Below are 25,824 nucleotides of genomic sequence, written 5' to 3'. Positions count from 1 at the left end.
TGCTGTCCATCGAAACGTATCCGCCGCGGACGTCGAGGCGGGGCGGATATCGCTTCGGGGACGGCGCCGACACCGGCTTCGGGGGCTGTGTGCTCGGGCTCATCGTGGTCATCGCGCGCTTCGGGTCTGTTGTAGGTGTCCGGCCCTGCCTGGCCGGCCGTTGTGCTCCGACCCACAGCCGTTCAACCCGGTAGCACTCGATTACCTCAGGGACTCGCGCGCGAAAATCTGTGATGGCCGGAGTAGACATTGACCGATCGCGTGGTTATGGTTTCTCTCGTACCCAGGGAGACCGCAGGGTCCGGCAGAGCCGAACTGCCGTGCAAGCGGTTGCAGTTCCCTACATCAAGCAGTTGATCATCCGAGGGATGAACGGAGGGATGGGACGCCATCAGGATCGCCCGGGCGCCACGCGAGTCCGGGTACCGCAGGACATCGATAGCGAGGTGGTCTCCGGTCGAGCAACCGCGATCCCCGCACCCCCGACAGCGCTCAGATCGGGCACGCGGATAAGCAGTCCGGCGCAGTTCCGGGGCCGGCAGATGGTGGAGCAGTTCCTTCGGGGCCCTGGCGCCATGGGTACCAGGGCCCCTTCGCATGCTCCACAGGGATGAAATGACCGCAGGCGACACGATCGACCGTCTCGACGACGCCTTTCCCGCCCACACGGTGGGCCGGGCCGCCGAACTGCTCGGCACCACCCGGAGCGTCCTCCGCGTGGTCCGCGACGCCCGCCCGATCACTCCGCTCCGCTTGCCGGGCGGCCGCCGCCGCTACTCCCGCTACCAGCTGCGCATTGCCGCCCGCGCCCGCGAGCTCGTCGCCCACGGACCCCCGTCGAAGCCGCCTGTCGCAGCGTGATCCGCGAAGCCCAGTTGGAGGAAGCCCACCGCGTCAACGCCGAGCACCAGCAGGCCGCCGCCCGCCGCACCTTTCACGAGCCGATGTGGAGGACCGCCACATCGGCTCCGCCCCATTCCCAGCCCGATCAAGGAAAGCCCGTGGAACAAGACGTCCTGGTACTCCCGGACGAAGGCGACGGCGTCCGCGTGATCGTGTGCTCCGGAGAGTTCGACCAAGGCACCCTGGAGCCGCTGCGGCAGGCCTGCGCACCGGCGGTCGCCGACCCGGCGGTGCGGCGGATCGTCCTCGACGTCAGCCGCATCGCCTTCGCCGGCTGCTCCATGCTCAACACGATGCTGTACCTGCTGCGCAGCGGCCGCCTGGTCCTGGCCGGCCCGTTGCCCCGCTCCCTGGCCCGGGTCCTGGAACTCACCCAGGCCGACCGGTTGTTCACGGTGGCCGCCGGCGTGGAAGAGGCCCGCACCCTGTAGCGGCGGAACCTGCGGCGGCGTGTACGAGTCGGGCCCGCAGGCAGCGGCCCGGGGGTGGTACCGCCGGGCCCGGACATGCCGGTGGCCTGGCCCCCCGTCGATCGGGGGGCCAGGCCACCGGCATGCAGCGCCTGAAGGCTGCGTTGGTGTCGCGTACGGCTACCAGCGGTACCAGCGGCCGCTGCTGCCCTTGGGGCGGGCGACGAAGCCGACCAGCCACAGGACCAGGACGGCGATGGCGACCCACCAGAGAATCTTCACCGCGAAACCCGCGCCGAAGAGGATCAGTGCCAGCAGAAGAACGAGGAGCAGGGGAACCATAGTTATCAACCTCCGAGGCACCGTGTGCCCGACCCCACCCCGACCATGCATTCGATCTTATGTGTTTCTTATTCCTGAGGGCGGGCACGAGCGCGTGTCCGTTCGCGCGAGATACCGGGAGCGTTGCTCAGGTTGTGGCGGGCCGCCCGAACCAGTCCATGCACAGGACCAAGGCGTCGTCGTCGGCGTCGGCGGCACGGTGGGAGGCCAGTTCCTGGAGGATGGCCCGAGGTACCGCTGCTGCCGGCAACAGGCTGGCGGCCTGGATCGCCCTGGCCAGGGCGCGTTCGCTGTAGGCCTCACCGCCCGCGCTCGCGGCCGAGTAGACGCCGTCACTCGCGAAGATCAACCGATCGCCGGGAAGGACGTGGAACTCCTGCGCGACGTAGGAGGACTCCTCGAACATTCCGAGAGGGAGCTGGGCCTCGAACTCGATGCGCTCCACGCATCTGTTCCGGTACCGCCACAGCTGAGGGGAACCGGCATCCACGACCTGCACGCGCCCGGTGCCCAGTTCGAAGGACAGCAGAAGGCTTGATACGTATTCGCGCCCCCGGTATTGCGCGTGGACGGCTTGGTCGGCCAGCGCGGCCTGGTCGGCGATGCTGATTCCGGCCCTGCGGGCGTTGCGCAGCGCGTTGATCGCAAGATTGGTGAGCAGCGAGGCCTGGATCCCCTTACCCATGCCGTTGGTGACCGTGAGGGTGAGGGTCTCGGCGGTGGTGGACCAGTCGAAGTTGTCCCCGTGGATGTCGTACGCCGGCTCCAGCTGCGCCCCGATGGCGTACTCCGGCCGGGCGCACGCCCGCGCCGGCAGCAGCTGCCACTGCATCTCGGCCGCCAGGGTGAGTCGGCTGGCGCGCCTGGCTTGGAGGTACAGGTCGGTGTCGCGTTCGGCCACGACGATCTCGTGTCCGAGCAGCTCCGCCAGGGCGGTCAGTTCCTCGACGGTCTCCGAAGTGCATCCCTCCTCGGGCATGCGCACCGTGAGGATGCCCAAGCGGTCCCCGCGGACGGTCACCGGCAGGTGGAGGTCCACGGCGCCGTCCCGTGCCGCGTACTGCCCGTACGGCTCCTGGCTGCCGAAGGCGCGGCCCTGGGAACTGGCTTGCACGGGCAGGGGTTCCGCCGTGTGCGGCAGAGCGGTGACCGGCTGCAGCACGGTGAGGCTGTAGTCGGCCATGAGGAGTTCGACCTCGACCGCGTCGTAGTGCTCGATGAGTGCGGCGCGGATCGTGCGGAGAAGGTCATGAGGCGCTGCCGTACGCAGAGCACGCTCCACGGCCAGGAAGTCGGGCATGGTTGGGGTCATTTCTTCGAGAAGCGGCGGTGGGGTGAACCGGCATCCTGGGATGGCCCGGTGGTGCGGAGGGCGTGCCTGAAAGTTGCCTCCTGGCATGGGCGGGCCTCAGCGCTGTCTCGCCCCGACGACCGGATGTTCCGCCTGCCGGCATGGTTGTCATGCGGCAACTATCAACTCTACCGCCTTCTGCCCCCTGGAGACGGACGGTGTGCGGACTCTGGGCTCCGGTGGTCGAGGGGTAGCGCAAAGGATCCGATTCGGACCGGCCTGAGCGCAGTTGACCTGCTGTTCCAACCCCTCAGGCCGTGACTGCGCAGGGGGCACGGCCGGTCCGCCCGGGGGAGGCCGCTCACTGCGGTGTGCGCGAGGCAGGTGCCGAAGGCTCGGCGGCAGGGGGATCGTGACCGCTCCGTCGGCCGGCGGGGGCCGGTGGTGCCGAAGTTTCCCCGGGCCGGGAATGTGCGGGAGTCACGTTCTCACGGCCGCTGAGCAGGGTCGGGTGGAGGGGTCGCGCCCCCACAGGATTGCGTGCTCATCGCGTCCTGCGGGTCCGGCGTGACGCGTCCACGGCCGCGGGAGGGTCCGCGGTCCTGGCGCCCGGGCCGTTCGCTTCCTTCAGGTCTGCGTCGAGGCTTGTTGCATCGCGGCACTGCCGTGGCCGGGTGGGTGTCGGGGCGGCCTGTTCCCGTGCGCGGCCGGTCAGGCGGCGGGCTGGGTCTCCTGAGAGGAGAGGTCGGCGTCGGCGTCGGCGGTGGTGGTGAGGCCCTGGCGGAGGCCTTCGAGGCCGTGCGCCAGCGCGTGGCGGGTGCCGGCGGGCATCGCGTCCAGGGCGATGGCGAGACGGCGTTCGCGGGTCTCCCGTATCCGGGCGAGGTGGTCCTCCCCGGCGGGGGTGAGGCGGATGGTGATCTCGCGGCCGTCGCCGGGGCTGGGGTGGCGTCGCAGGAATCCCGCGGCTTCCAGGCGGTCGCAGAGCCGCGTCATGGAGGGGCCTGTCGCGCCGAGGAGTTGCGCGAGGGCCCGCATCCGGAGACCGGGGTGGCGGTCGACGAGGCACATCAGCCGCAGCTGCGTCGCGGACACGAGCGATCCGCCGGTGGAGTGGCGGGCGTTCTCGTAGAGGACGTCGAGGAGTTCGGCGATGTCGCCCACCGAGCGTGAGAGGTCGGAGGCGGTGGTGGTGCTGTGGGGCCCGAGGGCCGGTGTAGGCATCTGCGTTCCCTGTTGCGTGTGGGGTGTGGCCGGCTGGTGTCGGTCAGGTGGTCGTGCCGGTTCCGCCCGAGCGAACCGTCCTGTTGCTCTCGATCCGGTCGGCAGGCGGCACGGCCGCGGAGTCCGCCGGGCGGTCGGCGTCGTGGCCGGTGAGGTGTTCGAGGGTACCGGTGAGTTTCAGCATCCGCTCCAGCTTCAGGGGGCGCGCGTCGAGGTGGAGCCGTACGCCGGCGGCATCCGTTGCCCTGCGGATCATGAGCAGGGCCGACAGCCCGCTGGAGTCGACCGCGCTCACGCCCGCGCAGTCCACGTGGAGGTTGCGCGGGGTGACCGGTTCGGCCAGCAGGTCGGTGACCATCCGGACGAGGCCGTCGGCATTGTGGTGGTCGAAACTGCCGTGGAGCTCGACGCGGACGGTACCGCCCTCGTCCATGCGGGCCAGGCGCAGCAGGCCGGGTGTCGGGTTCATTCGGCGGCTCCGCCCACACTCAGAGGGTTACTGGTCAACCGGACGGTCGCGTGACGCAGGATGTCGGTCGCGCGCGGGAAGTCCTTCAGCTCCCGGCCGAGGATGTCCAGGGCGGGCGGCAGGCTCCGCGCGGGAACGCCCCGGGCCTGGAGGATGCCGGCCGTCCACAGCAGGAAGCGCGTGAACAGTTCCTCGTCGCCGGTGTAGAGGGCGACGCCGAGGAAGTCCACGATGTGCGCCAGGTCCTCCGCCGTGCGCTCGCGCTGCGCCTCGGTGTAGCCGCGCATCGGCGGGTACCGCTCTTCCAGTCCGGTGAACACCGTCCGTACGAGCCGGCGGCGGGTGCGGGCGACCATGGTGTATTCCTGGTCGGCGAGGTGTGGCAGGTCGTCGATGGGCTGGTGGTCGGGCTGCGGCCGAGTCAGGGGATGCCGTTCCAGCCGGTCCGCGGCCGTTCGGGCGTCGGGCGCCCACGCGTCCGCGCCGAGCAGGCGCGCGTACTGGCCGTCGGGTCCGAAGGCGGCTCCGCCGACGAGGACGGGGGTGCCGGCGGCCTGGCAGGCGGTGATCGTGGCGTGCGCGGTCGGCAGCCGGGTCGGGATCGAACCCGACAGGGCGACGACGTCCGGCCCGGTGCGATGGATGTGCGCGACGAGGTGCGGGGTCGGGACGTGCGCGCCGAGGTAGTCGACGTTCCAGCCACGCAGCTTCAGCACCTCGGTGACGAGGCGGGCCGGCAGTCCGTGCCATTCGCCGTCGACGCAGGCCACCAGGACCCGTCCCATGGACGGCTCGGCGGCGGCCACGGGATGGCCGGCGACGACGGCGACGACGCGCTCGTTGATCGCGGTCGCGGCGTGCTCCTGGGCCACGGTGATCCGGTTGGCCGCCCACTCCTCGCCGACCCGGCCCTGCACCCGGCCGATCACGTCCAACAGCACGCCTTCCGGGTCCGCCCCGTCGTCCAGCGCCTGGCGGATCACGTCGGCCGCGGCCCGCTCGTCCCCGGCCAGGACCGCGGCCCACAAACTGTCGACCAGTGCTTTGCCGGTGATCTGATCGATACTCACGCGGTGAACCTGCCCCGGGTGTGCCCGTCGACCGCGCTCAGGTGGTTGGTTCGGGGTGCGGCGATGACCACGACGGCCATGTCGTCGTGGCTGCTGGTGCCGACCCATTCGGAGGCGAGCATCTGCACCCGCTCGACCACCGCTTCGGCCGGCATCCCGGCGCACTCCGACAGGGCCCGCTTGAGGCGGGTCTCGCCAAACATGTCGTCGCCCATCGGCCCGCCGCGGGCCTCGGTGATCCCGTCGGTGTAGAGCACGCACGTCTCGCCCGGCGCGAGCATGATCTCCGCCGTCGCGGCGGTCACATCAGGCAGGGCTCCGACCAGCGTGCCCCGGGTCGGCGCCTCTTCCACACGGCCGTCGGCGCGCACGATCAGCGGCGCGGGATGCCCGGCGCTGGTCAGCCGCAGCTTCACAGCGCCCCCCTCCCGTACCGCCGAGGCGAGGACCATGGTCGCGAAGCGGGCGTTGTGGGTGCTGAGGAGGGCGGTGTTGAGCAGGTTCAGCATCCGTTGATGGTCACCAGCCATGGGAAGCAGGGCGTGGAGGGTGTTGCGGATCTTGCCCGTCATCACCGCCGCGTCCAGTCCCTTGCCGCACACGTCACCCAGGACGATGAGGGAGGCGTCGCCCTCGACGGCGGCGGGGTGCACGTCGTAGAAGTCCCCGCCGATCCGCTCGTGGTCCTGCGAGGCCCGGTAGCCGCCCGCGTACTCGACCCCCGACACCTGGTGCAGGAAGGGCGGGAGCAGGTCCCGCATCAGGGTCTCGCTTATCGACGCCTGCTCCGCGTACAGCCGCGCCGCCGACATCGCCGCACCGGCACGGGCCGCGAACAGACGCGCGAATACCTCTTCCTCCTCCGAGAATCCGGCGCCCCCGGTGCGGCGCAGCAGGATCAGGGCGCCGGCGGGGACGCCGTGCCCGGGCAGTGGGGTGACCACGATGGATCCCACCGTCCCGAAGCCCTCGGGCACCAGCCAGGCGGGAGCCGTTGCCGGATCGATCCAGCGTGACGGCACGGGCGGGAACCCCTGCAGCGCCTCGGCCAGCCCCGGCACGTCTTCGGCGAGCGCGATGATCCGCGACGACGTCGGCATCCCGCCGCGCAGGCAGGAGACGACCGGGAGTTCGCGGCCGCGGGCGGGGGAGACGACCAGGGCGGCGTCGGCGAGGTGCTCGGCGGCCATCTGCGCGGTGACGTCCATGCACCGCTCCAGGTTCAGCGAGGACAGCAGCAGGTTCGAGGCCTGCCCCAGGAACGCGGTGCGTTCCCGCTCGATGCGCAGCGCTTCCCGGGCCAGGCGGTGGTCGGTGTCGTCGACCAGCCACCACACCACTGTCCCGTCGCCGCGGACCGTCGGATGCGCTTCGTACGAACGCTCCCCGACGGGACCCTCGACCAGCGCTTCGGCCTCGGTCGCCGCGGGCCCGACCACGGGCTCGGCAGGGGCCGGTGTCAGGGAGCGGGTGTGGGCGTCGGACAGCCATGCGGGCACGGCGTCCGACATCGGCGCCCCGGGGCGCGCGGCGGGGAACAGCAGACCGGCCATCTCGTTGGCGAACAGCAGGGACCCTCGCCTGTCCGCGACCAGCACGGGGTAGGGGGCCTCACTCCACGGCGCGCGCACCGCGGTGGCGGCTTCCTGGGTGGTATTCACCAAATTGTTGAGGGCCCGCTGGGCGGACCCCTCACCTCATAGCCTCTCGAAGAATTGGTTGCCTCATAGCAACCATCCTCCATCCGCCACCCTCCTGGCAACCGGCCACCCCTCCCCACGTCCATCCACACCTGGCGTACACACCGTGTTCACACACCGGGCCGGCGTGGGAGCGGCAGGCTCCGCCGGTCCTCCCGCAGAGCCTCCACGAGAGCGCGAACTCCCGTTGCGACGCCCGCGCCCTGACCGCCGCCGGGGACGGCGACCGCGCACGAACCGTGGCAGCCGGTTCGCACCCACCGCGTGAGGGCCCGCCGGGCCCCGCGTCGATGCCCGCGGTCGTCAGCCCGTCGCGCCGGGCAGAGCCGCGAAGGTCGCGCTGGCCGACCGCGAGGACACCGCCCCTTCCACTGCGAGTTCTCCGTCGATGGAGATCGTGCACTGGAGCCAACCGTCGGGATGCTCGGGGTTGGACGTGATGATAGTGAGCATCGGCATCGCGTCGATGCCCGACATCACGACGTCCTGCTTCCACGGCGTGACGCCAACCTTGACCTGCTTCTGCTCTCCTTTCAGAGGGTCGCCGACGGAATAGGACACCTCGAAGGAGCCGGTGCCGGTCACCTCGTAGGCGACCTTGGTCCCGCGCTTGCGCCGGAAGGGGAGGAATCTGCTGTTCATGTGCGACCTCTGCGAAAGCGGACAAGGTGGAACTTTCGGAGATCCTCGCACGCGGTAGCCGTTGGCTGAAGTGGCAGGAGCCGCAGTGCCCACCAGGACTCGCCGTTCGGTCAAGCGTGTCATCATGCCCGCCTCGGCAGTAAGGGGACGGCTGCGATCAGGGGTGGTCCCGTAGAGGAAAGGGGCACGGTGTGACGGGAGTTGGCCACGGAGGAGCGGCCGGTACGGGAACTGTGACGTCCCGGTTCAGCGATCGGTTGCAGGTGACCCGGCCCTGGCCGCAAGAACTGCGGCCGTACGTGCACAGTTACGACGGATACCGGGTGGCGGCGGCGATTTCATACCGGGTTCGGCTCGTCCCCAGGGGGCGGGCCGTCGTAGTGATCAATCTCGGGGAGCCGTTCGCCCAGGTGTTCCGGCTGAGGGAGACGGGTCCCGTCGTGCGCGTGGTCGGGTCGCTGGTCGCGGGGCTCGAAGACGGGCCGCGGGTGTGCGACCACCCGGGTGGCCAGGAGGCGATACGACTCGAACTGACTCCGCTCGGTGCGTACCGACTCTTCGCCGTGCCCATGCGGGAGTTGACGAACATGGTGTTCGAGCTGCGGGACGTCCTCGGTCCCGGGGCGGATGAGTTGGTGGAGCGGATGTCGGCGACCCGTGACTGGGCTCAGCGGTTCGACCTGCTGGACGCCGCGTTGCTGGCCCGGCTGGATCGCGGCCCCGATCCCTCGCCCGAGGTCGCGCAGGCCTGGCGGCTGCTCACGCGGTCGGCGGGAACGATCCCCGTCGCCCGAATCGCCGCCGAAGTTGGCTGGAGCCACGGCCACTTGATCCGCCGCTTCACTCATCAAGTCGGTTTGACGCCGAAGATGTCTGCCAGGGTGCTGCGCTTCCACCGGTCGGTGGAGCTGCTGTCCCACAGGTGGAGGGACCTCAGCGAACTGGCGACCACCTGCGGCTTCTACGACCAGGCCCACCTCAACCGCGAGTTCCGCGCCCTGGCCGACGTCACCCCTGCCGAAATGGCGACCGCTCGCCGTGTGGAGGGCGCCCACGAGCTGTGAGCGGCGAGGTTCGAGCGGGCCGACCTTGAGCGGCGAGATCAAATTTGTCCAAGCAAGGCCGCCCGCGCCTTCTCTAAGGTCCCTGGAGAGTACGCAGTCGTTCCGCACAGCTACATCAAGGGGATACGCATGTCGGTGCCGAATCCGAGGTCGGGCAACCAGCCCGCACGCCGCGGCCGGTGGGAGCGGTTCAAGGTGACGCGCCCGTTCTCGCCGCAGGACCTGGCCGGTCTGTGGGGCTCGATCCTGGGGGTGGTGGCCCTCGCTCTCCTACTCGGGTGGGCACTCGACATGAAGGGCGGTGTGGTGATCGTCGCGGCGATCCCGTTCATCTCGTCCTGGTTCGACTCACGTCGCATCCTGTTCCAGTTCGACGCAGCCGGCGTACGGGTCGACGACGTGCTGCTGCCCTGGAACGACGTCACTCAGTTCGTCGTGGCCACGCCCGAGGGCAGTGAGCACGCGCTGATCGGTGTACGGCTGCGGCAGGGGGCGACGGCGCCGGCCGGTACGAGGGTCCGGCCGACGCATCCGGCGATGCCGGCGCCGCTGCACGTGCCCGTGCAGCGCCACAAGTTCGACCTGGACAAGATGCTCAGCAAGGCACGGAAGTACGCCCCGTCCCACGTCCAGGTGGTGGTGGCCGAGCCGACGGGAGAGCGGGTGGCGTCCTGATGGCGGGGCACTGGTGACGGCGCCCGCTCTTGATCGCGGATCGCAGCCGGCCCGGTGTCAGGGTGAGCCGGCCCACGGCCTTTCGGAGGCGCACTCATGTCAGGTCTTCGCTGATGAGGGCGGGACGGGGGCGGTGGGCGAGGCGGGTACGCCGAGGGCGAGGAGTGCGGTGTCGTCGTCGAGCCCGTCGCCGAAGCCTGAGAGGAGTTCGCGCAGGGCGGTGATGAGCGCCTGGGGTCCGGCGGGCGGCCGGGCGCTGGTGAAGTCGTGCAGGGCGTCGTCGCCGTAGAGCGCGCGGTCGGGACCGATGCGGGCCTCGGTGAGGCCGTCGGTGTAGAGGAGCAGGGTGTCGCCGGGCAGCAACTCCGTGCGGGCGGTCGTGAACCGGGCGCCTGGCAGGACCCCGACGAGCATCCCACCGGGAGTGGGCAGGTAGTGGGCGGTGCCGTCCGCACGCTGGATCAGCGCGGAAGGATGGCCGCCTGAAGCCAGGTGGACATCGACACGGTCGCTGCCCGGCTCCAGGAACCCGAACACGACGGTGCAGTAGCGGGCGTCCCCGCTGCTGTAGCGCTCGTGCAGCACGGTGTTCAGCGTGCTCAGCACGTTGACGGGATCGAGGTCGTGAAGGGCTGCGCCCCTGAGGGTGTAGCGGACCAGAGAGGTGACCGCTGCGGCCTGGGGTCCTTTTCCGCACACGTCGCCGAGGAAGAACGCCCACCGGTCCGTGCCCACGGGGAACAGGTCGTAGAAGTCTCCGCCGAGCAGGTCCGGCGAGGCGGTGTGGTAGTAGGAGGCGGCCTCCAGCCCCGGCACGGCGGGCAGCTCGGCGGGCAGCAGGCTCTGCTGGAGGACGGCCAGAGCCTCCTGGAGCCGTGCGCGATCGGCCTCCGCATGACGCCGTGCTTCTTCGGCGACCTGGCGGCTGCGCAGCAGTTCGGTCTCGTAGGCACGTCGGTCACGGGCGTCGAAGACGGTGGTGCGGACCAGCATCGGCTCGCCGTCCTCGCTCGTCTTCACCTTCGAGGTGACCAACACCGGCATCCGCTGCCTACCGGCGGCCTTGATGTCGAGGGCGATGCCGTTGATCTCGCCCTGCATCTGCAGCATGGGGGCGAAATGGGTCTCATGGTAGAGCTTGCCGCCCACCGTGAGCAGGTCGGTGAACCGCATCCGCCCCACCGCCTGGGAGCGTTCCAGGCCCAGCCAGTCCAGCAAGGTGGCATTGATCTTCGCGATGGTGCCGTCCATCAGCGTCGACAGGTAGCCGCACGGCGCCTGGTCGTACAGCTCCTCCGCGCTGTCCTCCAGAAGGGAGATGAACGCCGCGTCCGTGGTGTCCAGGTCCGGATCCCTGTCCGAGTCCTGGTCGGTGCGGCACATCATCGGGAAGCTCTGATGAAGGCGGTGATCGCCTCGGCGGTGGCCTCGGGGGCGCTCAGCTGCGGGCAGTGCCCCGTCGCCTCCAGCGTCACCAGGCGGCTGCCGGGGATCGCGGCGTGGACGTAGGCGCCCACCTCGCGAGGAGCGATCACGTCCTGCCGGCATTCCAGGACCAGCGTCGGCACCGTCACCGTTTTCAGATCCTGGCGGCTGTCGGACAAGAACGTCGTACGGGCGAAGACCCGCGCCATGGCCGGGTCGGTTGCGCAGAACGATGTCGTCAGCTCCTGACCGAGCTCGGGTCGATCCGCGTTGCCCATGATCACGGGGGCCATGGCCGCCGACCAGCCGAGGTAGTTCGAATCCAGCGACTCCAACAGCTCGTCGATGTCGTCCGCGCCGAACCCGCCCCGGTATCCGTCCTCGTCGATGTAGCGCGGCGAGGGAGCGACCATCACCAGGCGGGAGAACCGCTGGGGCGCCTTCGCCGCCGCGAGCACCCCGACCATCGCGCTGACCGAATGCCCGATGAAGATCACCTCGCGCAGGTTCAGCTCCTCGCAGACCTCCAGCACGTCCAGGGCATAGCCCTCGAGCGAGCTGTAGCGCTGTTCGTTCCAGGCCGACGGCTCCGCGTTTCCGGAGCCCACGTAGTCGAAGAGCACCACCCGGAAGTCCTCGACGAGCGCGGGCAGGACCAGACGCCACATGTTCTGGTCACAGCCGAACCCGTGCGCCAGCAGGAGCACCGGCCCATCCGCACGTCCGGTGACGGTGACGTTGTTCCTGCGACGAATATCCATCCCGTCAGTCTCGCATCACCCGCCCGGCCAGGGAGGAGACCGAACCGACCGGCAATCCCTCTTCCCTCCAGGAACGCGAAAACCTCACGCCTCACGCCATTTCGGAGCCTGCGGAGCGTCCTCCGTCAGGTACGAGCGCACCGTGTCCTTTGCGACCTTCCCGGGAACACGTGCGGGAGCACGCCGTCCTCGCCGACGATGCGGCTCTCGTGGGTCCGTCCGCATCCGGGCGCCTGGGCGAGGAGGCCCTCCGCGAGGCGAACGTCGCCCGTACTCGCCTCGGCGATCCCGCCCACCGTGTGGGGGGACTTCGCGGATCTCGGCTCCCGATGCCGACAAATGCTACTTGCCTACTGGGAAAGTCAAGAGTAGCTTTCCTGGTGGGAAAGTTATCGAGGTGGGGAAGGGGACGGCCGTGAGCGTTCCGGTGGATGCCGAACAGGCATGGAAAGATCTTCAGCGCATTCGAGTGCCTCAGGAGCGGGTGTACGACGAGTTCGAGCGCGCCGCGTCCGGAGGGCGGGGCGTGACCTACGGCACGGCCGCGCTGATGTGGGTGTTCCTCGCCGGCGTCGGCATGGACCTGCCCGGGTGGGGCGTCGGATTGTTCTTGGTCGCCTACGTCGGCCTGTTGAGCGTGCTGATCGTGGCGAGCAGCCGCAGGAGCCGGATGCAACTGCATCACACTCGGTGCACGGGGCGTATGTGGGCCACGTTCGGTGCGGCGGGGGTGCTGGTCGGCGGGACGATCGTGCTGGCGGACCACCTGACCGAGTCACTGGAGCCGCTCCACGCCGGCCTCATCCAGGCCACGGTCGCGGTGGCCGTGTACCTGCTGTTCCTCGGTCCCGCCAACCGCTGGGCGGCCGACTCGGTGCGCAGCGGCGGCGAACCGGCGGACGCGGACGAGGAGGCGGGCCGATGAGCACCCCCGCGGGTTTCGACGAACTGATCCACCCCGCCACCCGGCTGTCGGTGGTCGCACTGCTCGCCGCCACCGAGTGGGCGGACTTCGCGTTCATCCGCGACAGCCTCTCGCTCAGCGACTCCGCGCTCTCCAAGCAACTGCACACCTTGGAGGGGGCCGGATACCTGGCGATCCAGAAGGAGGGCGGCGGCCGCAACCGCCGTACGAAGGTACGGCTGACCGACCGCGGCCGCACCGCCTTCGAAGGACATGTGGCGGCACTCCGGGCCATCGTCGACAGCGCCGCACCCGCGACCGGGGCGGTACAACAGCAGCCCCACGCGGAGGCGGGCCGATGACGACGTCCGGACGCACCGACGTCCGGCCCGTGATCCAGGTACGCGATCTGACCATGGCGTACGGCGATGTCGATGTCCTGCGCGGCGTCGACCTGGACATCCACCGCGGCGAGGTCTTCGCGCTCCTCGGGCCCAACGGCGCCGGCAAGACCACCACCGTCGAGATCCTGGAAGGCTTCCGTCAGCGCTCCGGAGGGGAGGCGAGCGTCCTCGGCACGGATCCCCAGCGGGGCGGCGACGCGTGGCGAGCCCGGATCGGCCTGGTCCTGCAATCCTGGCGCGACCACCGCCGCTGGCGGGTCGCCGAGCTACTGACCCACTTCGCGACCTACTACCCCGACCCGCGCGACCCGGCCGAACTCCTGGCCCTGGTCGGCCTCACCGACCAAGGCGGCCGGCAGGTGGACCGCCTGTCCGGCGGACAGCGCCGCCGCCTCGACGTCGCGCTCGGCATCATCGGCCGCCCCGAACTCCTCTTCCTCGACGAACCGACCACCGGCTTCGACCCTCAGGCGCGGCACGAGTTCCACGCCCTGGTCGAACAGCTGGCCCGCGACGAGGGCGTCACCGTCCTGCTCACCACCCACGACCTGGCGGAGGCCGAGCGGCTCGCCGACCGGATCGCCATGCTGGTCCGCGGCCGGATCCGAGCCTGCGGCACACCCGCGGAACTGGCCCGAAAAGCCGCCGCCCGGGCCGAGGTCCGCTGGACGGCCGACAACGGGACGCCCCGCCACGAACGCACCCAGGACCCCTCACGGCTGGTCTGGGAACTCCACCGGTGCGCGGACGGCCCGATCGCCGACCTGGAGGTCCGCCGCCCGACGCTGGAGGACACCTACCTGCACATGGTGCACCAGGCGGCCGACAGCCCGGACGAAGCCGACGGCACGGACAAGGAACACGCCCTGGAGGCACCGGTCGCATGAAGTGGACACCCATGACGAAGAGCCGGCGTGCCGGGCTACAGCGCGGAGGAATCGAACTGCGGCACCTCCTGCGCAACGGCAAGGAAATGTCCGGCCATCTGACCAACGTGGTCGTCGCGTTGCTCGTCGCCGCCTACATGAGCGACGACGTACCCGGGACACAAACCCCGATGACCCATCTCGTACTGGCCGGCTTCGCCGCCTACCTGCTGTTCCAGGCCGGGCTGATCAACCTCCCACAGATCCTCGTGACCGAACGGGAGGAGGGCACCCTCCTGAGACTGCGCGCCACCCCCGGCGGAATACCGGCCTACCTCATCGCCAAGTGCCTGCTGGTGGTCGCCCTGGCGGTCGGCACCCTGACGCTGCTCCTGGCCGCCGGGGCCCTGCTGGTCAACGGGCCACTACCGCACGGGCCGGGCGACTGGCTCACCCTGCTGTGGGTCACCACACTCGGGCTGCTCGCCGTCATACCGCTCGGCGCGGCCATCGGCGCCGTACTGCCCAACCCCCGCGAGGCCCTCGCACTGATCATGCTGCCGACGATGGCACTACTGCTCACCTCGGGGACGGTGTACCCGATCACCGCACTGCCCGTGCCGATCCAGCACGTGGCCTCGGTCTTCCCCCTCAAATGGATGGCGCAGGGCCTACGGGCGGCGCTGCTCCCCGACGCGGCACGGACCGCCGAGGCGGCCGGCTCCTGGGAACTGCCCATGGTCGCCCTGGTCCTCACGGTCTGGGCGGTCCTCGGGTTCCTCCTCGCGGTGCCGCTCCTGCGCCGCGCCGCCCGCCGCGAATCCGGCTCGCGGCTGACCGCCCGCCACCGCAAGGCGGCACAGAGCAGCGCGCCTGCCGCGTAGCTGTCACCGCTCTGTCCCCACGGGGACGGCGATCTTGTGACCCTCGTTGGTGGGGACGTATGCGCCGACCGGCCGCCGGCTCCGCCGATGGTTCAGGAACTTCTGGTAGTGCCGGACGATGCCCTCGGCGAAGACCGCGACGTAGCCCTGGGAGGGCCGCTGTGATGCGGCTCACCCTGCGGGTGTCCGGGGCGGGGCATGGGCGATCATCGAGTTCACCGTGGCGACGCGGTGAGCCAGGTCGCCGGCAGGGATGTCGATGAGTTCGTAGCCGAACGCGCGGGAGCTCTCTTCGTGGATCTTTTCGAAAGCTAATGATTCCCGGAAACTGATCCGCCGGGCCGCGGTCGGCTCGCAGAATCCCAGGTTGCGGACGAAGAGCACTTGCCGCTCGTAGACCCCTTCCGACGTGATCCGTTCGAGCTCCGCGGCCAGCGCCGGGGACACCGGCCACCCCAGGTAGGTGGCGAGGGCGTGGGTGCAGACCGGTGACCGATCGAACACCTGAACGGAGCCGGTGGCCTCCAACTGTCGCTGTCGCTGAAGGGCGACGATCTCGTCGATGAAGGACATTCGTGTCCATGGCTGATCCTCGCCCAGCGCCTGAGCTTGTGCGATGACCGCCGTTGCCGCCTCCTCGACTACGCCGTAGCCAAGCTTGTCCAGGCACCGCAGGATTGATGTCTTGCCCGCGCCCGGCGTGCCGGTGAGAACGTACCGTCGCATGATTCGAGAACCCTTCCTTGCAGGTCGAGACAGCTCCATTGGTCACCGTTCGGGCCTCCGGCGGAGGCAACGAGCCCGTGGAGCCGTGGGAGATGGTGATGGGGGACGCAGGCGGATCCTCGAACGGCTGATAGGCCGGAGACGCCCCTGATGCCGAAGGCGTTGAGCGAGGCAACCACGGCCGGATTGCTCAACGTCCTTCCTGGGCCCAGTACATCCTGCCGACCGGAGTTTCGGCAACCAACTCCAGCGTCGGCTTCTCGGTGACGTGCTGCGGGTACTGGGTGCCCGCCTGCCAGTCGCTGACGTCCTTCGTCCTGCCCAGCCGTACGCGGACACAGCGGCCGGTCTCGTTCTTGACGATCGTGAAATTACCGTCGGGAAACGTTGCCATGACCGCCGCATTCGCTTCCGGGCGCAGTACGTCAGGCGTCTTCCGTGATCTTCAGCCGAAAGGGGTGAGCGCGGAAGCGCAACCCCGGACAGGCGTTCCAGCACAGGTTGCCTCCAGCGGTGGAAAGGCCCGGTGGCGAGTGCATCCTCCCTCCTGCCTGAGCCGGTCGCATCTGTGCAGTGCCGTGCCGTGCCGTGCAGTACGCCGTGCGCAGGCCACCCGACCGGAACAACGGACAACGAGAGGGGGCTGCGGCGTGAGGGAACGGCCTGGTCCGGCGACCGACCCGGGTCCGTTTGACCGCCCCTTGTCGCCCAAACCGGCATCGGGCGTACGCCGAATGCGGGAGAGTGGTGACATGGTGCACGTACTGGGCAGCAGGATCCTGCTGCGTCCCACTGATCCCGAACGCTCGCGGGCCTTCTACGGCGACACGCTGGGACTCGCCGTCTACCGTGAGTTCGGTACCGGCCCGGAGCGGGGAACGGTCTACTTCCTCGGTGGAGGCTTCCTTGAAGTGTCGGGACGCGCCCAGGAGCCTCCCGCCCCCGGACTGCGGCTGTGGCTCCAGGTCGCCGACGTGCAGGCGGCGTACGAGGAACTGCGCGGCCGGGGCGCCGAGGTGTTGCGCCTTCCCGAACGCGAGCCGTGGGGGCTGATCGAGATGTGGGTTGCCGACCCCGACGGGGTACGGATCGCCGTCGTGGAGGTCCCTGCGGACCACCCGCTCCGCTACCGCCCTTGATCGGACCGTCAGAGCGCGCAGTCGCCCGTTCGGGCCTCCGTACCGTCCACCACGCTTCCGGCTCCTACCGAGGCGACGGGAAGGCGGACGCGAAGAACGCCTTCGTCATCGAGGACCCGGCCCGCATGCGACGCGATCTCCAGAGCATGCACCGGGGCTACGACACCGCCGTAGACCTGCGCATCCTTACCTCGCGCCGTCTCGACTTGGCCACCGACCGCACGAGGGTGATTCAACCGACTGCGGCCCGGATGCTGGAGTATGGGGAGCCGTGACATCACCCCTTCCAGATCCGAGGCACTGGCGAGGAAATGCCATCGCAGAAGGTGAACCGGTACGGCACGATCCGGGCCGCGGGCCCGATGACGAGGAGCACGGTGATCACCCAGGGCGTGAAGATCACGACGGTATGCGAAGCCTGCGGCGGCATCCTCATACGTGACGCCGGCCAGTTCATCGACCGCGGAAGGCTGTGGTGGGGAACGGAGGGGACCTGCCAGACCTGCCCCGTTGCCTGGTGCGAGGAGGACAGCGGCGGCGTGACTCCCGAGGCGATCCGCCAGGCACTCTTGACGGAACACGGGCCCGCCCGGCTCCGCCTGATGGAACCCGAAGCGAGCCGCGTGACCGTCCTCCGCGTGCTGCGAGAAGTGCACGAGCAGCCTCTGGCACAAGCTCGAGCGATGGCAGAGGAGCTGAGAACGACCGGGTTGGTGGGCACTCTCGTCGAGATGGAGCTCATTGCAACTCAACTTCGGCACCGCTCAGTAGCAGTGACCGTTGAGTCGGCGCCCAGCTGACCGACACGACGGACGGCGGACCCCGCCGAATGAGACATTCTCCGTCTCCGGAAGAGCCTCTCGTTTCGCGGCGTCGAGGACACTGTCGACTTCGCATCGGCTATGCGTCATCGGTGTCCGGCCCGCAATTTCGAGACCCACCCGCACCGCTCCGAAGCGATGATCCGCTCGCGTTGACCGACCTGATGAGGCGACGCTCACGCGCGAGGTCACGCTGACCGGCGAGACACACAGCTCGCCCCGGAGGTGCCTCAACGGTGAGGCGTCAGCCCCCGCCAAAGCCGCGGAAGGTCCCTGATCCATCAGCGGCATCGGCGAAGTCCGCAAAGTCCATGTTGGCGATGCTGAGGTTGGCGGCCACGTCCGGAAACCACTGAACCGGCACCCTGAACGTTCGCCCAGGTTCGTCCGAGAGGTCCACGGCCAGAACCGGGTGGCCCGGATCATCCATGGTGGTCGCGTCGGCCAGGAACACATAAACGATCTGGTCTTCTTCTTCCGCGGCAGCTTCTTCGGCCAGGAGTGCCTGGATATCCACGCCCGCGAAGTGAAGGTCGCTGACATACGTGGCATGGGGATACTCGCCGGCAGCGTCGAGTGCGGCTCGGACCACATCCCAGGCTCCCTCGTCACCGAAGTCGGTGCGCAGGACCAGCGAAGTCAGATCATCTGGATGAGGTAGGGACATGATCGTGATCCTCTCACCTCACACTGACATCGCCCGTTCGGCAAGGTCAGGGCATCCCACGCGTCGACGTGACCTCCCGGACCTGACCGGCTTGTCGGCATTACCTAACACCCTCACTTCGGCCGTTGTGGGGCGATGAGGGTCCTCTCGAGGCGGACGGTTTTGCGCACGTCGTAGCGGGGCGCCCGGTGCCTGTTCGGGGTGCCGGCCGACCGTACAGGGCCGGGCCGGTGGGGTTTCGGAGCCATGGCGGGACAGGGCATGCGGAGGTTCCGAAACGTCCGCCGGACTCCCGCGGGTGTGAGCCGGTGCGGTGCCGCCGGTTTCTCCCAGGGATGCCGCAGGTCGCAGGCGACCGGACGAGCAGCCACGTCCACCAGTCCGCCGCCTCCGGCACCCACTGGCCTGCCGCGACGAGCCGTTCGACGACATCGCGGGGCTGGGCGGCGGTGACCGCGGTGGCATCGTCGGCCGGGCCAAGCCTGACCGCCTTCGTCGTGGGCACGTGCGCCTTGGTCGGAGCACATGATCAGACGAAGGCCGCCCCAGCGTCCGGCGAATGTCTCGCTGGGCTACCCCGTTCGATACGCCGTTCGAAGTCAGTCAGGCAGCGCCACGGTGAGATCCACCTCGACGAGCTGTCCGGGAAAGCCCAACTGGGCGACGCCCAAGAGCGTGCTGGCGGTGGTGAACGCCGGCCCCAGGGCAGACTCGGTCAGCCGACGCCATGCGGCTCCGAGCATGTCCCTCTCGTCGCTCCGCACGTAGATCACCGACCGCACCACGTGTTGCGGCCGGGCACTCACCGCTGCCAGGGCCGTGAGCGCGTTCGCCACCACCTGGTCGACCTGCGTCTCGAGGGAACCGGCACCGACGAGGTCACCGTTCCGATCAAGCGGGCACTGTCCCGCCAAGTAGGCCGTACGCCCGGCCTCTACCACCGTGATGTGGTGGTAGCCGGGTGTCTCATGTAGGTGCTCGGGATTGATGCGGGTGATCTTCTCAGTCATGTCCGCGAGTTTGCCCAGCGCGGTGCCGGCACGCACCGCAATTTCCCCACCGGCAAGCACTGCGCAGCAACCTGGGGTCGAAGAACAAGCTGAGCTTGCCGTTCGACCTCGGCGAGCGGGGGACCTGCTGGCCCATGAATTGTCGGGGCAGTCAGCCGCAGTCCAGGTCGTGACGAGATCATGGCAGACGACAGTGACTGAGCCGCCCACGCCGCAGAAGGTCTGCGGGAGCGGCTACAAGACGGTGAACTCGGCCGCCGTCGGCTCGCTGGGCACCGTCTATCTGACGTACAACGCCGCGAACGGCAAGAACTGTGTGGCGACGATCCGCAACAACCCGGGTGCGGCCGTGGACATGGCCCTGTGGCCCGCAGCTCCTGGTCCTCGGCCACCACGATGTCTCGTGCCGACTGCGCACGGTCGGCCGCACGGTGACGCTGCGCCCGGAGCAGGGAGACCCCGCCCGGCCCGTGCCATCGACGCGTCTGCGACGAGCACGGCCATATCGCCTCCCGGGTGACCTCGGGAACCCCGCACCGGGCGCCGGTGGCCCATGGTCACGGCCCGGACGGTCGGTGATCTCGTCGCCGGCCCCACTGCGCTTGGCTGATGGCGTCAGTGGAGAGCTGGAAGGGCTTTGCGGACGGGTGTTGCGGTCGGTGGGGGCCGGGCATGGTCGAGCAACTGAACAAGTCACGGCCAGTGTTGATCAAGGATGTGTATCCTGCGTGACGTCTTAAGTTCGTTCAATTGGGGGGTTGTTCATGAGGCACGCCTTTAGCGCACTGCTGGTTTTCTGTTCGGTGACTGCCTTGACCGCTACCACCGCATCCGTTGCCACCGCCGCGCCGGCTTCGGTACCGTCGGCCGAGTCCGCGGTCGCCCTGTCGATTTCGCCCGGCTCCGGGGTCATCCAGCTCCGCAACCGCAGCGGCAAGTGCCTGGAGATCGAGAATTCCTCGACCGCCAACGGCGCCCAGGCCCAGCAGTGGGACTGCAACGGCCAGTCCGGCTCGTACTGGTACCTCGAGCACGCCTTCGGCAACAACTGGGAGGTGCGCATCGTCAACAACCGCAGCGGCAAGTGCCTGGACGTCTCGAACTCCTCGACCGCCGACGGTGCGCGCGTGCAGCAGTGGTCCTGCGCCAACGTGGGCGGCCAGCGCTGGCAGGTGATAAACACCACCGGCGCCACCCACGTCATCCGCAACGTCCACAGCGACAAGTACCTGGAGATCGAGAATTCCTCGACCGCCAACGGTGCGAAGGCCCAGACATGGCGCCAGGCCTACCAGAGCGGCATGTACTGGCACTGATCCGCCATCGGCCGCACGGCCTGAGGCGTACGCACGCCTCCCACACCGGTCGATGAGGTCCTTCCCCGCCGTGCCCCTTCCCCGCCGTGCCCCTTTCCGCCCGGAGGCGGCACGGCGGGGAGGTCTCCGTCCCGGCGCGGCCCCACCTCTGCCCGGGAACCGGGAAGACCGGCACCAACACCGTCTCCAGCTGCGTCCTCATCGGCAACGGTTGGAACACCTACGACACCCTCGCCTTCGGCGACGTCAACGCCGACGGTCGCACCGACCCGGTCGGCCGGGACAGCGGGGGCGACCTGTGGGTCTACCCGCACAAGGGCGACACGGGCACCGATGCCCTCGACAGTCGGGTCTTCATCGGCAATGGCTGGTGGCCCGCCAACTGGACCACCATCCGCCTGGCGGACCTCAACGATGACCACAAGATCGACATCATCGGTCGCGCCGACAAGGGCGATCTCCACGGCTACGTCAACGCCATGAGCACCGATGGCACCATCATCTTCGACAACTTGTAGGCCCACGACACCGGTTGGTGGAACGGATCATGGAACCTCTTCGTGATCGACCTCAACAGGGACGGCGAGGCTGAGCAGGTGGGCGTGACCAACAACGGGAAGCTCTTCGACTTCCTCGAAACCCGCAGTCCGGTCGGCATCGGCTGGGGCACCCTGGACGTCATCCTCTGACGTCGAGGTGGCCCGGCAGGCGATGAGTCCCCGTCCAGGGCCTCACCACGGCGAGCGCGACCGCCCCGGACGGAAGGGCGGACGGACGGTGGTTCTCCCGGCGGTGGCGGCGGCTGGGGCGATGGACAGGGGGAGGCGGCTCCCTTGGCTCCTGAACGAACGAGAGCGGATTAAGAGCGCTCTCAAGCGTGCGGGGGAGCGTGCCCGCCGGGGAGCCCGTCCGTCAAGGCTCGACGGTGCGGTGACCGGGTCGCGCCGTCAACTCGGCCCGGTGTTGCAGCTCTTGACACACGCGTTGCGCGGGCCTACGTTCACGGCGTCTTGAGAGCGCTCTCAAAGCTCACTGCGACTCCGTACCTCCGTGCCCCCCACTCGTCACGACGACATGAGGTGCCGCACATGGCTGTCCCCCACACGAGACCGGCCGCCGTGCTGGTCCTGGCTTCGGCCCTTGCCGCCTTGGGCTTCGGCCCAGCCGCCGTCCCCGCGGGCGCGGCCGCCGTCCCCGCGGGCGCCGGAAGCTACTCCGACACCCGGCCCGCTGGAACCTCCGGCCCCACCACCAGTACCGGTGCCCCGGTCACCCCCAAGGTCACCGCCGCCGCCCAGGGCAAGCCGGTCCCCACCAACGACTGGTGGTCCTCCCTCGCCTTCCAACGCTACGGGGACAACCCCTGGTCCACCCCCATGTACGGCCACCCACTCACCTACCAGGCCGTCGCCGGCGGCCTGGAGGTCGGCTACCCGACCACCCCCGCCGTCGTCGGGGACGGGCGCCAGTACGAGTTCGCCCACAAGCGCGACCTCACCCTCGGTCTGACCGGACTCAACTCTCCGGACACCAAGGCCGACGCGTGGTCCGACTGGACCGTCACCCCCTACTGGTCCGACGGCTCCCGCACCCTACGCACCGTCATCGGCCACGGCATGCCCTTCGTGTACGCGAAGGGCACCGGCGGCGACGCCCGCGTCACCACCGCCACCGCGCCCACCGTCTTCTCCGACCAGGGCAACGTCCTCGGCATCACCGTCGGGGGTCACCACTACGCCCTCTTCGCGCCCACGGGCACCGACTGGAACGTCTCCGGCTCCACCATCACCGCCGGACTCGGCGGCAAGGACTACTTCTCCCTCGCCGTCCTGCCCTCCACCGACGCCCTCGCGACCTACCGCGCGTACGCCTTCAGCTTCGTCACCGGCTCCACCGTGAACTGGAGCTACGACGCCGGGACCGTCCGGGCCACCTACGCCCTCACCACCGAGGCGAAGGAAGGCACCGAACGCGGCGCCCTCCAGGCCCTCTACCGGCACCAGTGGCTCCACACCACCGACCCGCTGACCCCGTACACCTACGTGTCTCCCCGGGGCACCATGAAGGTCCGCGAGTCGACCTCCTTCACCACCACCCAGAAGGCGGCCGCCACCCTGCCTGGACTCCCGGGCGCCGCCGGCACGGACACCGCGCGGCTGCGCGGCTACCTCAACGAGGTCGCGAACTCCGCCGACCCCTTCTCGGGGGCCGTCGACACTTACTGGACCGGCAAGGCACTCGGAAAGCTCGCGCAGCTGATCCCGGTCGCCGACCAGATCGGCGAGACCGCGCTCCGCGACAAGCTCCTCGCCCTGATCAAGGGCCGCCTCCAGGAGTGGTTCACGGCCGGCGGCGCCACCGAGTTCTCGTACGACCCCGCATGGAAGGCCCTCACCGGCTACCCGGCCTCGTACGGCAGCGACACCGAACTCAACGACCACCACTTCCACTACGGCTACTACGTGTACGCCGCCGCGATCGTCGCCCAGTACGACGTGGGTTGGGCTGCCGACTCCGCCTGGGGTGCCATGGTGAAGATCCTGGTCCGCGACACCGCGAACCCCAGCCGCACCGACAGTGCCTTCCCCTTCCTCCGCGGCTTCGACGTCTACGCCGGACACAGCTGGGCCAGCGGCCACCAGGGATTCGCCGCCGGCAACAACCAGGAGTCCTCCTCGGAGTCGACCAACCTGAGTGCTGCCCTCGTCCTCTGGGGCGCCGCCACCGGCGACACACAGCTCCGCGACCTCGGCACCTATCTGCTCACCACCGAGGGCGAGGCCGTCGCCCAGTACTGGTTCGACGCCGACCAGCAGGTCTTCCCCGCTTCCTTCCAGCACGACACCGTCGGCATGGTGTGGGGCAGCGGGGGCGCCTACGCCACCTGGTGGACCGCCAACCCCGAGGAGATCCACGGGATCAACGTCCTCCCGGTCACCGGCGGTTCGCTCCATCTCGGCGGGCACAAGGACGCCGTCCGGCGCAACATCGCCGAGATGGAACGCGAAAACGGCGGCTCCGCCGTCGAATGGCGTGACATCCTCTGGGAGTTCCAGTCCCTCGCCGACCCCGGCGCGGCCAAGGCCAAGTGGGACGCCGGCCACGCGGACTACGACCCGGAGGCGGGCGAGTCCAAGGCCCACACCTACCACTGGCTCACCGCGCTCGATGCGCTCGGCGCCCCCGATGCGACCGTCACCGGATCCATCCCCACGTCGGCCGCCTTCGCCAAGGGGGGCACCCGGACGTACGTGGCCCACAACCACGGCTCCACCGCTCGCACCGTCACCTTCTCCGACGGCGCGTCCCTGTTCGTGCCTGCGCGCTCCACCTCCACCGGTACCGGCGTGGGCGGCCCCGGACCGGACCCCGAGCCGGAGCCCGGCACGGGCAATACCTTCCAACTCCGCACCGGAGGGGCGCTCACCACCGCCACCGGCGCCGCGCCGGGCAGCGACACCATCGCCTCCGCGCAGGGTGCCAACCACGACGGCACCCCGAACCGGCCGCTCGTCTACGAGGCCCGGGGCGTCACCGGCACCCTGTCGGCGGGCGGCTCCACCGCTTTCCGCCTCCAAGTCGATGCCGGCACGGGCGTCGGATTCGGCCAGCAGGCCCGGATCAGCTACGACCTCACCGGTGACGGCACCTTCGAACGGACCGAGACGTACCAGTACTTCGCGACCGACCCGGTGACGGGCTGGGAGGAGTACGCCCAGTCGCGCGGCCTGAAGTCCGCCACCGGAACGCTCGGCAACCTGACCCGGGGAACGGTCCGTCTGGAGCTCTGGAGCGCGATCGGGAACGGCGACTCCCGGGTTCGGACGGGGACCGACCGCTCCGTGGTCGTCATCCCCTACAGCTGACCGATATCCCGAGCCCGGGCTCCCGCGGGGTCGGCGACCGGGCGCACCCCTCGGTGTCCGGCGGTGGTCTCGGGCACCCCCTCGCCGGGCCCGCCGTGCCACGGCCCACGCGCTCGGCAGGCGTGGGCCTCGGCCGGCGCACGCGGGTCGCGGCTCGAACGGGGCCGGCGATCGGCACCGCGCGGCGGCTCAGGCCGAGTCGCGTAGCACCAGCGACGTGGGGGTGATCACCGAGGCCGGGACCTCGGGCCCCGTCCCCTCGAGCAGTCGCACCAGCAGTCTCACCATCAGCCGACCCATGCCTTCGATGTCCTGGTGCACCGTCGTCAGGGACGGAGAGGTGCTGCGGACCACCGATTGCATGTCGTCGAACCCGACGACCGCCACGTCCTGCGGGACGCGAACACCGCGCTCCCGCAGCGTCCGCAAGGCGCCCGATGCCATCAGGTCGTTGGCGGCGAACACGGCGTCGACGTCCGGCCGCCGGTCGAGCAGCTCCGCCATGGCGCGAACCCCGCTCTCCTCGGTGAAGTCCCCCCGGCACAGCAGCGCCGGGTCGGCGTCGACGAGGATGTCCCGATAGCCGAGGATCCGGTCGAGCGCCGAGGTCTGGTCGCCCGGTCCGGAGATGTGGGCGATGGCGCGGCGGCCGAGCCCCACCAGGTGGCGGACGGCCTCCCGGGCGCCACCGCGGTTGTCGCAGTCGACGAAGGGGACCGTCGGGCCGGTCCCGGGCGCCGGCCGTCCGCCGAAGACCGCCGGGATACGAGCCCCGGCGATCACGGCCGAGAGGGAGTCGTCGTTGTGCAGCGAGAAGGCCAGCGCCCCGTCCACGTGCCCACCGCCCAGATAGCGTGCGATCCGCTCGTGGTCCCCGGGGCCCTCGACCCACAGCAGTACCAGCTGGGTGTCGTGCGCGGTCAGCTCCCGGCTGATGCCCCGCACCTGCTGCTCGAAGAAGGGGTCGGAGAAGATCCGGAACTCCGGCTCCGCGATGATCACCGCGACCGCGCCGTTGCGACGGGTGACCAGGGTGCGGGCGGCGTGATTGGGCACGTAGCCGAGTTCGTCGATGGCCCTGCGCACCTTCTCGACCAGCGGAGGGCGCACGCCCGCACCCCCGTTGACGACCCGGGAGGCCGTGGCGCGGGACACGCCGGCGTGAGCGGCGACGGCTTCCAGCGTGGGGCGGGACCCCGTGGTCTGCTCGGGCAAGGCGGGCGCTCCTCGACTGTGCGGGGTGGG

The 25,824-nt window shown here is 69.7% G+C and carries 27 protein-coding genes and 3 pseudogenes; 16 read left to right on the top strand and 14 right to left on the bottom strand.

The window, feature by feature from the left end:
- Window positions 1–615 precede the first annotated feature (615 nt).
- Both ACFY0I_RS21960 and ACFY0I_RS21955 read left to right on the top strand, forming a co-directional pair.
- Window positions 616–923: pseudogene (locus tag ACFY0I_RS21960) on the top strand (MerR family transcriptional regulator); the annotation flags it as partial.
- A 78-nt stretch (window positions 924–1,001) separates the two neighbouring features.
- On the top strand, window positions 1,002–1,334 hold the full coding sequence (locus ACFY0I_RS21955) for an STAS domain-containing protein (RefSeq protein ID WP_388898473.1): 333 nt from the start codon (window positions 1,002–1,004) through the stop codon (window positions 1,332–1,334).
- Window positions 1,335–1,493: 159 nt separating this feature from the next.
- Here ACFY0I_RS21955 and ACFY0I_RS21950 read toward each other — a convergent pair whose 3' ends face one another.
- The 7 genes from ACFY0I_RS21950 to ACFY0I_RS21920 all read right to left on the bottom strand — a co-directional run bounded on the left by ACFY0I_RS21950 (window position 1,494) and on the right by ACFY0I_RS21920 (window position 8,051).
- Entirely contained in the window at window positions 1,494–1,655 is a 162-nt protein-coding gene (locus ACFY0I_RS21950) for a hydrophobic protein (RefSeq protein WP_267726032.1), read from the bottom strand.
- Window positions 1,656–1,782: 127 nt separating this feature from the next.
- Window positions 1,783–2,955 (bottom strand): PP2C family protein-serine/threonine phosphatase, encoded by a 1,173-nt coding sequence (locus ACFY0I_RS21945; protein ID WP_388898273.1) that lies wholly within the window; start codon window positions 2,953–2,955, stop codon window positions 1,783–1,785.
- A gap of 702 nt (window positions 2,956–3,657) precedes the next feature.
- Window positions 3,658–4,170, bottom strand: coding sequence for a MarR family winged helix-turn-helix transcriptional regulator (locus ACFY0I_RS21940; RefSeq protein ID WP_388898270.1), 513 nt, complete (start codon window positions 4,168–4,170; stop codon window positions 3,658–3,660).
- A gap of 43 nt (window positions 4,171–4,213) precedes the next feature.
- Window positions 4,214–4,639 (bottom strand): STAS domain-containing protein, encoded by a 426-nt coding sequence (locus ACFY0I_RS21935; protein WP_388898267.1) that lies wholly within the window; start codon window positions 4,637–4,639, stop codon window positions 4,214–4,216.
- Entirely contained in the window at window positions 4,636–5,709 is a 1,074-nt protein-coding gene (locus ACFY0I_RS21930) for a B12-binding domain-containing protein (protein WP_388898264.1), read from the bottom strand. Before ACFY0I_RS21930 ends, ACFY0I_RS21935 begins: the two co-directional genes overlap by 4 nt.
- Window positions 5,706–7,262 carry a PP2C family protein-serine/threonine phosphatase gene (locus tag ACFY0I_RS21925; RefSeq protein ID WP_388898470.1) on the bottom strand — a complete coding sequence of 519 codons (1,557 nt, stop codon included), beginning with the start codon at window positions 7,260–7,262 and terminating at the stop codon, window positions 5,706–5,708. The genes ACFY0I_RS21930 and ACFY0I_RS21925 overlap by 4 nt, the downstream gene beginning before the upstream one ends.
- A 450-nt stretch (window positions 7,263–7,712) precedes the next feature.
- Entirely contained in the window at window positions 7,713–8,051 is a 339-nt protein-coding gene (locus ACFY0I_RS21920; RefSeq protein ID WP_388898261.1) for a hypothetical protein, read from the bottom strand.
- A gap of 380 nt (window positions 8,052–8,431) precedes the next feature.
- Between ACFY0I_RS21920 and ACFY0I_RS21915 the strand changes: the two genes are divergently transcribed.
- Both ACFY0I_RS21915 and ACFY0I_RS21910 read left to right on the top strand, forming a co-directional pair.
- Complete coding sequence (locus tag ACFY0I_RS21915; RefSeq protein WP_388898258.1) at window positions 8,432–9,115, top strand: helix-turn-helix domain-containing protein; 684 nt, start codon at window positions 8,432–8,434, stop codon at window positions 9,113–9,115.
- Window positions 9,116–9,244: 129 nt separating this feature from the next.
- The gene (locus tag ACFY0I_RS21910; RefSeq protein ID WP_388898255.1) at window positions 9,245–9,790 is read left to right on the top strand and encodes a hypothetical protein; all 546 of its coding nucleotides are present in this window, start codon (window positions 9,245–9,247) and stop codon (window positions 9,788–9,790) included.
- 99 nt (window positions 9,791–9,889) lie between these two features.
- Here ACFY0I_RS21910 and ACFY0I_RS21905 read toward each other — a convergent pair whose 3' ends face one another.
- Complete coding sequence (locus ACFY0I_RS21905) at window positions 9,890–11,173, bottom strand: PP2C family protein-serine/threonine phosphatase (protein ID WP_388898252.1); 1,284 nt, start codon at window positions 11,171–11,173, stop codon at window positions 9,890–9,892.
- Complete coding sequence (locus tag ACFY0I_RS21900) at window positions 11,173–11,976, bottom strand: alpha/beta fold hydrolase (protein ID WP_388898249.1); 804 nt, start codon at window positions 11,974–11,976, stop codon at window positions 11,173–11,175. The genes ACFY0I_RS21905 and ACFY0I_RS21900 overlap by 1 nt, the downstream gene beginning before the upstream one ends.
- Before the next feature lie 415 nt (window positions 11,977–12,391).
- Between ACFY0I_RS21900 and ACFY0I_RS21895 the strand changes: the two genes are divergently transcribed.
- Genes ACFY0I_RS21895 through ACFY0I_RS21880 form a run of 4 tightly spaced genes read left to right on the top strand, consistent with a single transcriptional unit; the run spans window position 12,392 to window position 15,034 of the window.
- Window positions 12,392–12,901 (top strand): hypothetical protein, encoded by a 510-nt coding sequence (locus tag ACFY0I_RS21895; protein WP_388898246.1) that lies wholly within the window; start codon window positions 12,392–12,394, stop codon window positions 12,899–12,901.
- Entirely contained in the window at window positions 12,898–13,242 is a 345-nt protein-coding gene (locus ACFY0I_RS21890) for a transcriptional regulator (RefSeq protein ID WP_388898243.1), read from the top strand. The genes ACFY0I_RS21895 and ACFY0I_RS21890 overlap by 4 nt, the downstream gene beginning before the upstream one ends.
- On the top strand, window positions 13,239–14,171 hold the full coding sequence (locus tag ACFY0I_RS21885) for an ABC transporter ATP-binding protein (RefSeq protein WP_388898240.1): 933 nt from the start codon (window positions 13,239–13,241) through the stop codon (window positions 14,169–14,171). Before ACFY0I_RS21890 ends, ACFY0I_RS21885 begins: the two co-directional genes overlap by 4 nt.
- Before the next feature lie 11 nt (window positions 14,172–14,182).
- The gene (locus tag ACFY0I_RS21880; protein ID WP_388898468.1) at window positions 14,183–15,034 is read left to right on the top strand and encodes an ABC transporter permease; all 852 of its coding nucleotides are present in this window, start codon (window positions 14,183–14,185) and stop codon (window positions 15,032–15,034) included.
- A 171-nt stretch (window positions 15,035–15,205) separates the two neighbouring features.
- On the opposite strand, the gene ACFY0I_RS21875 is transcribed toward ACFY0I_RS21880, so the two are convergent.
- Both ACFY0I_RS21875 and ACFY0I_RS21870 read right to left on the bottom strand, forming a co-directional pair.
- A complete protein-coding gene (locus ACFY0I_RS21875) occupies window positions 15,206–15,760 on the bottom strand; it encodes an ATP-binding protein (RefSeq protein ID WP_388898238.1) in 555 nt (184 codons plus the stop codon).
- 190 nt (window positions 15,761–15,950) lie between these two features.
- Window positions 15,951–16,154: a hypothetical protein gene (locus ACFY0I_RS21870; protein ID WP_388898235.1), complete on the bottom strand. Its 204-nt coding sequence runs from the start codon at window positions 16,152–16,154 to the stop codon at window positions 15,951–15,953.
- 358 nt (window positions 16,155–16,512) lie between these two features.
- On the opposite strand from ACFY0I_RS21870, the gene ACFY0I_RS21865 reads away from it, so the two are divergent.
- The 3 genes and pseudogenes from ACFY0I_RS21865 (at window position 16,513) to ACFY0I_RS21855 (ending at window position 17,699) form a co-directional block, all read left to right on the top strand.
- Entirely contained in the window at window positions 16,513–16,899 is a 387-nt protein-coding gene (locus ACFY0I_RS21865) for a VOC family protein (protein WP_388898233.1), read from the top strand.
- A pseudogene (locus ACFY0I_RS21860) lies at window positions 16,896–17,144 on the top strand (transposase); the annotation flags it as partial. The gene ACFY0I_RS21865 and the pseudogene ACFY0I_RS21860, both read left to right, overlap by 4 nt.
- 66 nt (window positions 17,145–17,210) lie before the next feature.
- Complete coding sequence (locus tag ACFY0I_RS21855; RefSeq protein WP_388898230.1) at window positions 17,211–17,699, top strand: hypothetical protein; 489 nt, start codon at window positions 17,211–17,213, stop codon at window positions 17,697–17,699.
- A gap of 265 nt (window positions 17,700–17,964) precedes the next feature.
- Here ACFY0I_RS21855 and ACFY0I_RS21850 read toward each other — a convergent pair whose 3' ends face one another.
- Together ACFY0I_RS21850 and ACFY0I_RS21845 are read right to left on the bottom strand one after the other, a co-directional pair.
- Window positions 17,965–18,387, bottom strand: a complete 423-nt coding sequence (locus tag ACFY0I_RS21850) for a DUF6924 domain-containing protein (RefSeq protein WP_388898227.1) — start codon at window positions 18,385–18,387, stop codon at window positions 17,965–17,967.
- Window positions 18,388–18,986: 599 nt separating this feature from the next.
- On the bottom strand, window positions 18,987–19,397 hold the full coding sequence (locus ACFY0I_RS21845; protein ID WP_388898224.1) for a RidA family protein: 411 nt from the start codon (window positions 19,395–19,397) through the stop codon (window positions 18,987–18,989).
- 169 nt (window positions 19,398–19,566) lie between these two features.
- Here ACFY0I_RS21845 and ACFY0I_RS21840 point away from each other — a divergent pair.
- The 5 genes and pseudogenes from ACFY0I_RS21840 to ACFY0I_RS21820 all read left to right on the top strand — a co-directional run.
- Window positions 19,567–19,776, top strand: a pseudogene (locus tag ACFY0I_RS21840) (spore-associated protein); the annotation flags it as partial.
- Window positions 19,777–20,209: 433 nt separating this feature from the next.
- Window positions 20,210–20,713 carry an RICIN domain-containing protein gene (locus ACFY0I_RS21835; RefSeq protein ID WP_388898221.1) on the top strand — a complete coding sequence of 168 codons (504 nt, stop codon included), beginning with the start codon at window positions 20,210–20,212 and terminating at the stop codon, window positions 20,711–20,713.
- Window positions 20,714–20,799: 86 nt separating this feature from the next.
- A complete protein-coding gene (locus ACFY0I_RS21830; RefSeq protein ID WP_388898218.1) occupies window positions 20,800–21,231 on the top strand; it encodes a hypothetical protein in 432 nt (143 codons plus the stop codon).
- Window positions 21,232–21,273: 42 nt separating this feature from the next.
- On the top strand, window positions 21,274–21,402 hold the full coding sequence (locus ACFY0I_RS21825; RefSeq protein ID WP_388898215.1) for a hypothetical protein: 129 nt from the start codon (window positions 21,274–21,276) through the stop codon (window positions 21,400–21,402).
- A gap of 399 nt (window positions 21,403–21,801) precedes the next feature.
- On the top strand, window positions 21,802–24,579 hold the full coding sequence (locus tag ACFY0I_RS21820) for a glycosyl hydrolase (RefSeq protein ID WP_388898212.1): 2,778 nt from the start codon (window positions 21,802–21,804) through the stop codon (window positions 24,577–24,579).
- Window positions 24,580–24,768: 189 nt separating this feature from the next.
- Here the strand turns inward: ACFY0I_RS21820 and ACFY0I_RS21815 are convergent, their stop codons facing one another.
- On the bottom strand, window positions 24,769–25,794 hold the full coding sequence (locus ACFY0I_RS21815) for a LacI family DNA-binding transcriptional regulator (protein WP_388898209.1): 1,026 nt from the start codon (window positions 25,792–25,794) through the stop codon (window positions 24,769–24,771).
- Window positions 25,795–25,824 lie beyond the last annotated feature (30 nt).

The organism is Streptomyces sp. NPDC001568, assembly GCF_042893755.1.
GTDB lineage: Bacteria > Actinomycetota > Actinomycetes > Streptomycetales > Streptomycetaceae > Streptomyces.
Note: the sequence above shows the minus strand (reverse complement) of the source record. Positions and strands in the feature narration are given on the sequence as shown.